Annotated in this window: 11 protein-coding genes; 9 read left to right on the forward strand and 2 right to left on the reverse strand. The window is 71.7% G+C overall.

Annotation, left to right across the window (positions count from 1 at the left end):
• Nucleotides 1–140: 140 nt before the first annotated feature.
• The 8 genes from ruvC (at nucleotide 141) to ACIRG9_RS19915 (ending at nucleotide 9,640) form a co-directional block, all read left to right on the forward strand.
• Entirely contained in the window at nucleotides 141–671 is a 531-nt protein-coding gene (gene ruvC, locus ACIRG9_RS19880) for a crossover junction endodeoxyribonuclease RuvC (protein ID WP_402857572.1), read from the forward strand.
• The gene (gene ruvA / locus ACIRG9_RS19885; RefSeq protein ID WP_402857575.1) at nucleotides 668–1,270 is read left to right on the forward strand and encodes a Holliday junction branch migration protein RuvA; all 603 of its coding nucleotides are present in this window, start codon (nucleotides 668–670) and stop codon (nucleotides 1,268–1,270) included. Before ruvC ends, ruvA begins: the two co-directional genes overlap by 4 nt.
• A complete protein-coding gene (gene ruvB / locus ACIRG9_RS19890) occupies nucleotides 1,267–2,331 on the forward strand; it encodes a Holliday junction branch migration DNA helicase RuvB (RefSeq protein WP_402857578.1) in 1,065 nt (354 codons plus the stop codon). The genes ruvA and ruvB overlap by 4 nt, the downstream gene beginning before the upstream one ends.
• A 138-nt stretch (nucleotides 2,332–2,469) precedes the next feature.
• Nucleotides 2,470–2,817, forward strand: a complete 348-nt coding sequence (gene yajC, locus ACIRG9_RS19895; RefSeq protein ID WP_402857581.1) for a preprotein translocase subunit YajC — start codon at nucleotides 2,470–2,472, stop codon at nucleotides 2,815–2,817.
• A gap of 221 nt (nucleotides 2,818–3,038) precedes the next feature.
• Nucleotides 3,039–4,988: a protein translocase subunit SecD gene (secD, locus tag ACIRG9_RS19900; RefSeq protein WP_402857584.1), complete on the forward strand. Its 1,950-nt coding sequence runs from the start codon at nucleotides 3,039–3,041 to the stop codon at nucleotides 4,986–4,988.
• 1 nt (nucleotide 4,989) lies between these two features.
• Nucleotides 4,990–6,180, forward strand: a complete 1,191-nt coding sequence (secF, locus tag ACIRG9_RS19905) for a protein translocase subunit SecF (protein ID WP_402857587.1) — start codon at nucleotides 4,990–4,992, stop codon at nucleotides 6,178–6,180.
• Between the two features lie 118 nt (nucleotides 6,181–6,298).
• A complete protein-coding gene (locus tag ACIRG9_RS19910) occupies nucleotides 6,299–6,865 on the forward strand; it encodes an adenine phosphoribosyltransferase (RefSeq protein WP_402857590.1) in 567 nt (188 codons plus the stop codon).
• Nucleotides 6,866–7,156: 291 nt separating this feature from the next.
• Nucleotides 7,157–9,640, forward strand: coding sequence for a RelA/SpoT family protein (locus ACIRG9_RS19915; protein ID WP_402857593.1), 2,484 nt, complete (start codon nucleotides 7,157–7,159; stop codon nucleotides 9,638–9,640).
• Between the two features lie 63 nt (nucleotides 9,641–9,703).
• Here ACIRG9_RS19915 and ACIRG9_RS19920 read toward each other — a convergent pair whose 3' ends face one another.
• On the reverse strand, nucleotides 9,704–10,540 hold the full coding sequence (locus ACIRG9_RS19920; RefSeq protein ID WP_402857596.1) for a peptidylprolyl isomerase: 837 nt from the start codon (nucleotides 10,538–10,540) through the stop codon (nucleotides 9,704–9,706).
• 68 nt (nucleotides 10,541–10,608) lie between these two features.
• Entirely contained in the window at nucleotides 10,609–11,460 is an 852-nt protein-coding gene (locus tag ACIRG9_RS19925; RefSeq protein WP_402857599.1) for a peptidylprolyl isomerase, read from the reverse strand.
• 263 nt (nucleotides 11,461–11,723) lie between these two features.
• On the opposite strand from ACIRG9_RS19925, the gene ACIRG9_RS19930 reads away from it, so the two are divergent.
• The gene (locus ACIRG9_RS19930; protein ID WP_402857602.1) at nucleotides 11,724–12,443 is read left to right on the forward strand and encodes an MBL fold metallo-hydrolase; all 720 of its coding nucleotides are present in this window, start codon (nucleotides 11,724–11,726) and stop codon (nucleotides 12,441–12,443) included.
• The last annotated feature ends 6 nt before the right edge of the window (nucleotides 12,444–12,449 follow it).

Here is a 12,449-nt window from a genome sequence, read left to right on the forward strand (position 1 = left end):
GGCGGGCCGTGGCAACCTGGGCGGGCCGCCGGAACGCGCGGGCTTCAACCCTCCTCGGGCGTGTCCCGGCCCGTGGCCGTCCGGCGGCATCGGTAGGGTGTCGAACACACGTACTGCTGGCGGGCTGGGGAGGAGGCGACGTGCGGGTGCTGGGCGTCGACCCGGGGCTGACCCGGTGCGGGGTCGGCGTGGTCGAGGGCGTGCCGGGGCGGCCCTGCACGTTGGTCGCCTACTACGTCGTCCACACCGACCCGGACGACGAGCTGCCGCTGCGCCTGCTGCACCTGGACCGCTCGCTCACCGACCTGGTCGCCGAGCACCGGCCGGACGCGGTGGCCGTGGAGCGGGTGTTCAGCCAGCACAACGTTCGCACGGTGATGGGCACCGCCCAGGCCAGCGGGATCGCCGTGCTCGCCGGGGCGCGGGCCGGGCTGCCGGTGCAGACGTACACCCCGAGCGAGGTCAAGGCGGCGGTGACCGGCTCCGGCCAGGCCGACAAGGCGCAGATGACCATGATGGTCACCCGGCTGCTGCGGCTGCCCGAGCCACCCCGCCCCGCCGACGCCGCCGACGCCCTGGCCCTGGCCATCTGCCACGTCTGGCGCGGCGGCACCCGGTCCAAGCTGGCCGCCGCCGCGGAACGGGCACGACGAGGAGGAGTCCGAGGATGATCGCCAGCGTGCGCGGCACGGTGACCGCGACCGGTCCGGACCACGCGGTGGTGGAGGTGGGCGGCATCGGCCTGGCGGTGCAGTGCGCCCCCGGCACCCTCGCCGAGCTGCGGGTCGGACAGCCGGCCCGGCTCGCCACCAGCCTGGTCGTCCGGGAGGACTCGCTCACCCTCTACGGCTTCGCCGACGACGACGCCAAGCAGCTCTTCGAGCTGCTGCAGACCGCCAGCGGGGTGGGGCCCCGGCTGGCCCAGGCGGTGCTCGCCGTGCACACCCCGGACGCGGTGCGCAAGGCCATCGCCAACGCCGACACCGCCGCGCTGACCCGGGTGCCTGGGATCGGCAAGAAGGGCGCCGAGCGGCTCGTCCTCGAACTGCGCGACCGGATCGGCCCGGTGCCCATCGGTCCCGACGGCGCCGCCGGGGTCGCCACGGGCGCCTGGCCGGAGCAGGTGCGTCAGGCCCTGGTCGGGCTCGGCTGGACCGCTGCCCAGGCCGAGCAGGCGGTCGCCGCGGTCGCCGAGACGGTCGACGGAGCGACCCCGCCGGTGCCGGTCCTGCTCAAGCAGGCCATCCGACTCCTGGGCCGGACCCGATGACGGGGGAGAACCTGGTCTCGGCGTACGTCAACGACTCGGAACGGGATGCGGAGGCGAGCGTCCGGCCGAAGCGCCTGGACGAGTTCATCGCCCAGCATCGGGTCCGCGACCAGCTCGACCTGCTGCTCAAGGGCGCGATGCGGCGCGGCTCCCCGCCCGATCACATCCTGCTGTCGGGGCCTCCTGGCCTGGGTAAGACCACCCTGGCCAACATCGTGGCGGCCGAGCTGGGCTCGGGCATCCGGGTGACCAGCGGCCCGGCGATCGAGCGCTCCGGTGACCTGGCCGCCATCCTGACCAGCCTCGCCGAGGGCGACGTCCTGTTCATCGACGAGATCCACCGGATCGCCCGGCCGGCCGAGGAACTGCTCTACAGCGCGATGGAGGACTTCCGGGTCGACGTGGTGGTCGGCAAGGGGCCCGGCGCCACCGCGATCCCGCTCGATGTCGAGCCGTTCACCCTGGTCGGCGCGACCACCCGCTCCGGCCTGCTCACCGGGCCGATGCGGGACCGGTTCGGCTTCGTCGCCCACCTCGACTTCTACACCCCGGCCGAGTTGGAGGTGCTGCTGCGCCGCTCGGCCCGGATCCTCGGCGTGCCGATCACCGACGAGGGCGCGGCCGAGATCGCCGGCCGGTCCCGGGGCACCCCGCGGATCGCCAACCGGCTGCTGCGCCGGGTCCGGGACTACGCCGAGGTCCGGGCCGACGGGGTGGTCACCCTGGAGACCTCCCGGGCCGCCCTCACCGTGTACGACGTCGACGCGCTCGGGCTGGACCGGCTGGACCGGGCGGTGCTCACCGCGCTGGTCGAATCGTTCCGCGGCGGCCCGGTCGGCCTCTCCACCCTGGCCGTGGCGGTCGGGGAGCAGCCGGACACGGTCGAGGAGGTCTGCGAGCCCTTCCTGGTGCGGGCCGGTCTGCTGGCCCGTACGCCCCGTGGGCGGGTGGCCACCGAGGCTGCCTGGCACCACCTGGGCCGTACGCCACCGAATGGTACATTTGGTGCCGATACCCCTGCCACGCCCGATCTGTTCTCGGCCCAGGCCGACCAGCCGTGATCCGAACGTGATCTGCACCGCATTCGGTCTTCTCAGGCACAGGGATTAGACTTCGCCGCGGTTTGTACAGGACGTAAGAATCCGCCTCCGCTCCGGCGCCCTCGGCCCGGTGCGGAGACCAATGGGAAGGTCAGCACCGTGTTCTACGCAGCAGCGGGTGGTGGGGGAGCCGGCGGCCTTACGCCGATCCTGATGATCGCTCTGCTTTTCGGCGTCATGTACTTCATGATGATCCGCCCCCAGCAGAAGCGGCGCCGGGAGGCCGAGCAGATGCAGTCCGCGCTCGGCGCGGGCGACGAGGTCGTCACCATCGGCGGGCTCTACGGCACGGTCACGCAGGTGGACGACGAGACCGTCCTGCTGGAGGTCGCTCCGGGCGTGCAGACCCGGTACGCGCGTCCGGCGATCGCCCGGGTGACCACCCGGGCCGAGCGTCCCGAGACGATCGAGCCGGTCACCGAGGACGCGGAGCCGGTCAAGGAGTGACCGCGGGCCCCGGACGGGGCAGCGGATTCAGCGATACAAGTGGATAGTTGGATCGGCGCCCGACGCCGGCACGCCGGGAATTTCCTCCGGCGCCTCGTCGTCACCCCTGGAGGCATGTCAGCGGACGGCGCCGGCCCACCAAACCAGTCGGGCGGACACCCCCGGCCCGATATTCGTCGCCGCTGCCCAGCGGCGCGACCGTACAGGGAGACAAGACAGCCGTGGCACCACCTCAGGGACAGATGCGGCCCGGACGGCAGCTCGCCGTGCTCGGGCTCATCTTTGTCGTCCTCTATCTCTTGGTGTTCTTCTCGGGCGGTGCCAGCGGTGGCTGGAAGGACCGGCTGGAGCCCCGGCTCGGCCTGGATCTGGTCGGCGGCACCCGGCTGACGCTTGAGGCCACCAACAGCGTGGACGGCAAGCCCCCGACGGCCGCCAACCTCGAGGAGGCGCGCCAGATCATCGAGAGCCGGGTCAACGCGTACGGCGTGGCCGAGGCCGAGGTGGTCACCGAGGGCAACCGGAACATCGTCATCTCCCTGCCCGGTGAGAACCGGGACCTGACCGACGTCGGCAGCGCGGCGGAGTTGCGCTTCCGCAAGGTCCTCAAGGCCACCGACGGCAGCGGTGCCGCCGTCGCGCCGGCCCCGAGCGCCACCCCGGCCCCGTCGGGCAGCGCGACCCCGGCCCCGTCGGGCAGCGCCACGCCGGCCCCGTCGGGCAGCGCGACGCCGAAGCCGTCCGGAAGCGCCGAGTCGAAGGCCACCGCCTCGCCGAGCACCGGCGGTCAGGGCGGCATGGCACCGGCGCCGAGCGCCAGCGCCACGGCGACCCCGTCGGCCTCGGCGAGCGCCGCCGAGCCGAGCGCGACCCCGAGCGCGAGCGCCAGCGAGGAGCCGGTGTCGCAGAGCGTCGAGGAGCAGCGCAAGGCCGTCGAGGAGAAGGTCGGCAAGGACGCCTGGGCCGCCGCCAGTGGCCTGCAGGCCCCGGCCGACCTCACCACCGACCCGTCGCTGGCCGAGAAGATCAAGCCGTTCGGCGCCCTCTCCCCGGAGGAGATCGCGGTGCTGCCGGTCGACATGCAGTTCAACGTCCCCAGCATCACCTGCGAGCAGCTCGACAAGCGGCCGCCGGCGTCGATCAAGGACGAGAAGCAGCGGGCGGTGGCCTGCGAGTCCGGCGCCAAGTATCTGCTGGACGTGGCGAAGGTGGTCGGCACCGACGTCAAGAACGCGTCCGCCCAGCTCGACCAGGCCAGCGCCTGGGTGGTGAGCCTGAACTTCACCGGCAAGGGCCAGGAGCGGTGGACGGCGCTGACCCGCGAGTCGTTCAACAACGAGGGCCAGGCCTGCGACCAGACCGCGCTCGGCCAGGACGGCAAGTGCCGGGTCGCCGTGGTGCTGGACAACGAGATCGTCTCGTCCCCGGAGATCCAGGGCGTGCTGACCGGTGACTCCCAGATCACCGGCAACTTCGACAGCCAGAGCGCCAACCAGCTGGCCAGCCAGCTCCGCTACGGCGCCCTGCCGGTGACCTTCGTGCCGCAGGAGCAGCAGAACGTCACCGCGACCCTGGGCGACAGCCACCTCAAGGCGGGCCTGCTCGCGGCCGGCATCGGCATGCTGCTGGTCATCATCTACTCGTTCTTCTACTACCGGCTGCTCGGCTCGGTCATCTTCCTCAGCCTGGTCCTCTCCGGCCTGCTGGTCTTCGGCTCGCTGGTGGTGCTCGGCCGGTCGATCGGGTTCACCCTCACCCTCGCCGGCCTCGCCGGCATGATCGTCTCGCTCGGTGTGGCGGCGGACTCGTTCGTCATCTACTTCGAGCGGCTCAAGGACGAGATCCGGGAGGGCCGCAGCCCGCGTAGCGCGGTGCCACGGGCGTGGATCCGGGCCCGCCGGACGATCATCTCGGCGAACGCCATCACCCTGATGTCCGCCGTGGTGCTCTACATCGTCTCGGTCGGCGCGGTCAAGGGCTTCGCCTTCGCGCTCGGCCTGGCGACCGTCCTCGACCTGGTCGTCGTGTTCCTCTTCCGTCACCCGATCATGACGATGTTCGCCCGGACCCGGGCGTTCCTGTCCCCGCGGGTCAGCGGTCTCGGCCGGGCCCTGCCGGCCCGGTCGGCCGAGCAGGCCACCGCTCGCAACCCGCGCGTCAAGGAGGCCTGAGATGGCTAAGACTGGTCTGGCGTCCCGGCTCTACCGGGGCGAGGCCGATGTCAACATCGTCGGCCGGCGCAAGGTGTGGTTCGGCGTCGCCGGCCTGCTGGTGCTGGTCGCCCTGTCCAGCTTCGTGTTCCGTGGCTTCAGCCTCGGCATCGAGTTCGCCGGCGGCAACTCGTTCCAGGTGCCGGCCAGCGTCGGCACCCTGGACGACGCCGAGCAGAAGGTCAACGCGGCGCTGCTGGCCAAGGGCGGCGGCATCGAGGTGGTCACCGCCCAGAAGGTCGGCAGCACCAGCGGTGAGTACTACGAGCTGCGTACCCCGCAGCTCAGCGCGGAGCAGGCCAACGCGGTCAAGGGCGAGATGGCGCAGTCGTTCGGTATCCAGCCGGACCAGATCAGCGGCAGCCAGGTCTCGGAGGCGTGGGGCAGCCAGGTCACCGACCGGGCCCTGCTCGGTCTGCTGATCTTCATCGCGGTGGTGGCGATCTACCTGGTCCTCCGCTTCGAACTACGGATGGCGATCGCCGCGATCGCCTCGCTGCTCACCAACCTGCTCCTCACCGCCGGCATCTACTCACTGGTCGGCTTCGAGGTCACCCCGTCGACGATCATCGGTTTCCTCACCATCCTGGGCTTCGCGCTCTATGACGTGGTGGTGGTCTTCGACAAGGTCCAGGAGAACACCCGCGGCATCACCGCGAACAACAATCAGACCTACGGCGAGGCGGCCAACCTGGCGCTCAACCAGAGCCTGATGCGGTCGCTGAACACCTCGGTGGTCGCCCTGCTCCCGGTGGGTGGTCTGCTCTTCATCGGTGCGGGCCTGCTCGGTGCCGGCACCCTGAAGGACCTGGGCCTGGTGCTCTTCGTCGGTATGGCGGTGGCGTTCCTGACCTCGATCCTGCTGGCCACCCCGGCGCTGGTCCTGCTGAAGAACCAGGACCCCCGGATCAGCGCCCACAACAAGCGGGTGCTGGCCCGCCGGGGTGCGATCGCCCGGGGCGAGGTCGCCCCGAAGGGCGCCCCGCGGGCCGCGGTGGCCGCCGCCGACGACCCCATCGACCCGGAGGCGGCCGCCCTCGCCGGTGCCGCCCCGAAGGTGGGCGCCCGGCCGGCCGCCAAGCGTTCCTCCGGCGCCCGGGGCGGTCGCCCCGGCGGCGGAGCCAACCGGCCCGGCGGCGCGAAGCGCCGCTGACCCGGAACCGCCGACCTGACCGGGTCGACCCGGCAGGAATCAACACGACGGCGTCCGTCATGCTGTGCGAGCGGCATGACGGACGCCGTCGTCGTTTCGAAGGGACATGGGACGTAACGTGACGGAGACCCACACCACCGGCGTACGGGGAGACAGCGGCCCGGAGGTCGCCCAACTGGTCGCCAGCCGGGTGCTGGACGTGCCGGACTTCCCCCAGCCCGGGGTCATGTTCAAGGACCTGATGCCGCTCTTCGCCGACGGTGCGGTCTTCCGCGAGGTGATCGACGGGATCATCGCGTACCACGGGCGGGACTCGTTCGACACGGTGGCCGGCATCGAGGCCCGCGGGTTCGTGCTCGCCGCGGCCATCGCGTACGCCACGGGGGTCGGGGTGGTGCCGGTGCGCAAGGCCGGCAAGCTGCCCCGCGCCACGCACGCCGCCTCGTACGCCCTGGAGTACGGCGAGGCGACCCTGGAGGTGCACCAGGACGCCTTCACCGCCGGGCACCGGGTGCTGGTGGTGGACGACGTGCTCGCCACCGGGGGGACCGCCGAGGCCACCCTCGACCTGGTCGAGCGGGCCGGCGGCACCGTCAGCGGCTTCACCGTCCTGCTGGAGTTGGGCTTCCTCAACGGCCGCGAGCGGCTCGCCCCGCGTCCGGTCCATGCCCTGCTGACCGTTTGACGCCGGGGCCGGCCGCGCCGCCGCGACGAGGTCCGTCCGGCGGAGGGGCGGGGCACCCTGCGTACGGGTAGGATTGCCCTTTGCTGACCGGGCGGGTGACCGTCCGGGCGGCGCGACGTCCGGCCGGCGGCCGGCGCGGCGCGCGGGTGCGCCGGGACTGGGAGGTCCCGATGCGCCGGCGCGGACCACGTCGACGGGGCGGCCGGCGGCGGAACAAGGCCGGCCCCCGGGCCGGTTGAACAGAACGTCGGCCGGACGGCCGGCGCATCCCGGCGAGCGGTGAGGAGGCCGGTGTCCCACGATGTCGTCCCTCCGGTGGAGGGCACGGTGCACCCGACAGGCGACGCGGACGGCTCGGCGGCCGGGCAGAACGGCAACCTGCCGACCCGCTTGACCGGCTCCGACGGCGGGCCCGACGCCAGGGCGGACGGCGGCACGCCGTCCGGCGGCGCGGTCGTGGTGCCGCTGCGGGCCGACGGCGCGGGGGAATCCTCCGCCAGCGGTGGCTTCGCCCTCTCCAACGCCCCGACCGGGCGCCGGGTGCGCGCCCGGCTGGCCCGGTTCAACGCACCGTGGCAGACCTCCCAGGTCAGCGAGGTGTTGGAGCCGCTGATCTCCCTACATCGGGAGAACCACCCCAAGGCCGACGCCCGGCTGCTGCAGCGGGCGTTCGACACCGCGGCCCGCTGGCACTCGGGTCAGTACCGCAAGTCCGGTGACCCGTACATCACCCACCCCCTCGCCGTGGCGACCATCCTGGCCACCCTGGGGATGGACACCACCACGCTGGTCGCGGCGCTGCTGCACGACACGATCGAGGACACCGAGTACACCCTCGACCAGATGCGCGCCGACTTCGGCGGCGAGGTGGCCCTGCTGGTCGACGGCGTGACCAAGCTCGACAAGGTCAAGCTCGGTGACGCGGCCAAGGCGGAGACCATCCGCAAGATGGTGGTCGCCATGGCCAAGGACCCGCGCGTCCTGGTGATCAAGCTGGCTGACCGGCTGCACAACATGCGTACCCTCACCTTCCTGCCCCGCCCCAAGCAGGAGCAGAAGGCCAAGGAGACCCTGGAGATCCTCGCGCCGCTGGCGCACCGCCTGGGCATGAACACCATCAAGTGGGAGCTGGAGGATCTCGCCTTCGGCACCCTCTTCCCCAAGCGGTTCGAGGAGATCAACCGGCTGATCGGGGAGCACCAGCCGCAGCGGGAGGCGCTGCTGCGCCAGGTGACCCAGAAGGTCGGCACCGACCTCAGGGCCGCCAAGATCAAGGCCGAGGTGACCGGCCGGCCGAAGCACCTCTACTCGATCTACCAGAAGATGATCGTGCGGGGGCGGGACTTCAACGACATCTACGACCTGGTCGGGGTGCGGATCCTGGTCGACACGGTGCGGGACTGCTACGCGGCGCTGGGCGTCATCCACGCCAACTGGCAGCCGGTGCCGGGCCGGTTCAAGGACTACATCGCGATGCCCAAGTTCAACATGTACCAGTCGTTGCACACGACGGTCATCGGGCCCACCGGCAAGCCGGTGGAGATGCAGATCCGCACGTACGCGATGCACCGCACCGCCGAGTTCGGCATCGCCGCACACTGGAAGTACAAGGAGCAGAAGGGCACCCAGATCGTCGGCCCGCCGGCGCACATCGACGAGATGACCTGGCTGCGCCAACTGCTGGACTGGCAGCGGGAGGCGGCCGACCCGAGCGAGTTCCTCGACGCGCTCCGCTTCGACCTGTCCAGCCAGGAGGTGTACGTCTTCACCCCGAAGGGTGACGTCATTCCGCTGCCGACCGGGTCGACGCCGGTGGACTTCGCGTACGCGGTGCACACCGAGGTCGGGCACAAGTGCATCGGCGCGCGGGTCAACGGCAAACTGGTGCCGCTGGAGTCGACGCTGTCCAACGGCGACGTGATCGAGATCTTCACGTCGAAGTCCGACACGGCCGGCCCGACCCAGGACTGGCTCGGGTTCGTCAAGAGCCCGCGCGCCCGCACCAAGATCCGTCAGTACTTCAACAAGGAGCGGCGCGAGGAGGCGATCGAGGCCGGCAAGGACTCGATCGTCAAGGCGATGCGCAAGCAGGGCATGCCGTTGCAGCGGATGCTCACCCCGGACGCGTTGATGGCGATCGCCCGGGACCTGCACCTGGCCGACGTCGCCTCGCTCTACGCCGCCGTCGGCGACAGCCAGGTCTCCGCCCAGTCGGTGGTGCAGAAGCTGATGGCCACGTACGGCGGCGAGGAGGGTGCGGCGGAGGACATCGCCGAGACCGCCGTCGCCACCCGGCCGCCGCGCAGCCGGGCGTCCAGCCACGACCCGGGCGTGGTCGTCCGGGGCGTCAGCGACGTCTGGATCAAGCTGGCCCGCTGCTGCACGCCGGTGCCGCCGGACGCCGTCTTCGGCTTCGTCACCCGCTCCGGCGGGGTGAGCGTGCACCGGGACGACTGCGCCAACGCGGAGGACCTGAAGGCGCAGAGCGAGCGGGTGGTCGAGGTGAGCTGGAAGCTCACCTCCGCGTCGACCTTCCTGGTCGCCATCCAGGTGGAGGCACTCGACCGGCACAAGCTGCTGACCGACGTCACCCGGGTGCTCTCCGACGAGCGGGTCAACATCCTCTCCGCGACCGTCACCACCACCCGGGACCGGGTGGCGGTGAGCCGGTTCAGCTTCGAGATGGCCGACCCGAAGCACCTCGGGCACCTGCTGGCCGCCGTCCGCAAGGTCGACGGCGTCTTCGACGCGTACCGGGTCACCTCGGGCGCCTGAGGCACCACGCGGAAGCGCCCGCCGGCTCGGCCGGCGGGCGCTTCTGTCTGTCCGTGCGGTGGGTCAGCCGCCCTGGATGTCGCTCATCGTCAGCTTGTTGATGACGACCTCCTTCTTCGGGTGCCCGCCCCCGGCCTGCTCGGCGAACGCGCCGTCGTCACCGGCCGCCCCGATCTGCCTGACCAGGTCCATGCCGCCGGTGATCGTGCCCAGCACGGTGTAGTTCGGGTCGAGCTGGGAGTCGCCGTACACGATGAAGAACTGGCTGCCGGTGCTGCCCGGCTGGCCGGAGTTGGCCATCGCGATGACGCCCTCGGGGTACGGCGGGCGCTTGTCGGTGGGCAGGTTCTCCTCGGCCAGGTTGTAGCTCGGGCCGCCGGTGCCGTCGGTGTCCCGCCAGCCCTTGCCCGTCGCGCTCGGGTCACCGCACTGGAGCACCTGGATGCCCTGGGTGACCAGGCGGTGGCACTTGGTGTTGTCGAAGAAGCCCTTGCTGGCGAGGTGGGTGAAGCTGCCGGCGGTGCAGGGCACCTGGTCGCGGTTGATCTTCGCGGTGATCGGGCCGAGGTTCGTGTCGATCGTCATCGTCTGGCTGCCCTTGTTGTCCTGCTGGCTCGGCGGCAGCCCGACGTCCTTGATCTGCTGGGGGCGCCCCTCCGTGGGGAGCTCGGTGTAGGCGCACTGCGCGTAGCCGGCGGCGTTGGCGGTGTTCTGCTTGTCGTCATCACCGAGCGAGGTGACCAGCCACACCGTGCCGGCGACCACGAGCACCAGCACCGCCGCGGCACCGACGATGGCCTGCGTCTGCCGGCGCTTGCGCGCCTTGGTGGCCCGCTCGCTCATCTCCCGCTCGAGTCGGGCCCGCGCCGCCGCGCGCTGCCGCTCTCTGGTGGACGTCACGGTCACTCCTTACGGTGTTTCTCCGGGCGCGGACGTTGCCGCTTCTGATGGGGTGTGGGGCGGCCGGATCAGCCGGCGCTGGGGCTCGCCGCCGGCGCCGCGTCCGGCTCGCCGACGGTGAGGCTCTGGATCACCACGTCCGTCTTCGGCGTGACCTTGGCCCCGCTCCCATTGTCCACGGTCTCCAGGGCACCGATCTTCTCCACCACGTCGAGCCCGCCGGTGACCTTGCCGATGATCGGGTAGGCCGGCTTCTCGGGGTTGAAGTCCTTGAAGAAGATCAGGAACTGGCTGCCGTTGGCCCCCGGCGGGTTGGCGATCATGGCGACCGTGCCCTTCGGGTACGCCGGGGGCTGATCCGGCGCCGGCGAGGCGGACGGGCTCGCCTCCGGCGCGGTGGGCACGTTCTCGTCGTAGAACGAGTAGGCCGGGCCGCCGATGCCGGTGCCACTCGGGTCGCCGCAGCGCAGCGCGCCCTCGGCGGTGATCTCGTGGCACTTGGTGTTGTCGTAGAACGACTTGCCGGCCAGGTACGAGATGCTCGCCGCCGCGCACGGCGCCGACGCGACGTCCAGTTCGGTGGTGATCGGGCCACCCTGGTCGGTGGTGACCGTCATCGCCCGGGTGCCGGCGGTCGGCAGGCCGCTGGTGGGCGGGGTACCGACGTCCTTGAGGTTGGTGTTGGCGCCGGCGTCCTGCGGGGTCCAGAGGCAAGTGTCCTCGGCGGCCTTCGGCTTCGGTTTGGAGTCGAACGCACCGAGCGCCCACGCCGAACCGAGCCCGATCAACGCGAGCACCACGAACGCGCCGACCCCGGCCTGGATCTGCCGGCGGCGCTTCGCGGCGGCAGCCCGCCGGGCGAGCTGCCGGTCGAGCTTGGCCCGCGCCAGTTTGCGCTGCCGGTCCCTGCTGGAAGCCACCCGTGCTCCCCTTCCTCTACCCTGGTCCTCGCCGGCGCTCTGCGCTGTCCGCCCCGTCAATAATTAGGTGCGCCACGCCACACGCCCGCCAGAGTGTACGGCCACCGGCTGGGAAAGTGGTGTACGAGGTTCGGTCCAAGATTTTTCGGACGTTCTCGTTGTGCCCTGCCGGGGTCCCTGGGACGCATGTGCCGGCGGAACCCGATGGCCCGGACGACTAGGCTGCCCAGGGGGACGACGACTCGAACGGAAGGGGAGCGGACGTGCTCGTGGCCGGCTTTCCCGCGGACGCCTTCGGCACCAACTGCTATGTGGTGGCGACCGCGCCGGGGGAGCAGTGCGTGGTGGTCGACCCCGGGATCGGGGTGCTGGACCGGCTCGACGCCGTGCTCGCCGAGCACCGCCTGCACCCGGCCGCCGTGCTGCTCACCCACGGCCACCTCGACCACACCTTCTCGGTGGCGCCGGTCTGCGGCGCGCGCGGCATCCCCGCGTACGTCCATCCGGAGGACCGGGAGCTGCTCGCCGACCCGGCCAAGGCGCTCTCGACGGATCTCACCCAGCTTTTCGGCGGTCGCCTGCCGTACGCCGAGCCGGACGACGTGGCCGAGCTGACCGACGGGTCCACGCTCCGCCTCGTCGGCCTGGAGATCACCGTCGACCACGCGCCCGGCCATACCGGCGGGTCGGTGCTGTTCCGGACGCCCGGCGCCGGCTCGCCCTGGGAGGCCGAGCAGATCTGCCTCTCCGGTGACGTGCTCTTCGCCGGCTCGATCGGCCGCACCGACCTGCCGGGCGGCAGCATGCCCCGCATGCTGGCCAGCCTCCGGGAGAAGGTTCTCCCGCTGGCCGACGACACCGTCGTCCTGCCCGGCCACGGCCCCGCGACCACCATCGGCCGCGAGCGCGCGACCAACCCGTACCTCATCGAGGTGGCGGGGATCGGCGGCGCGCGCCCGGCCGCGCCCACCCGCGGTCTCTGAGTACCG

This window comes from Micromonospora sp. NPDC093277 (genome assembly GCF_044765245.1).
In the GTDB taxonomy this organism is placed as follows: Bacteria; Actinomycetota; Actinomycetes; order Mycobacteriales; family Micromonosporaceae; genus Micromonospora.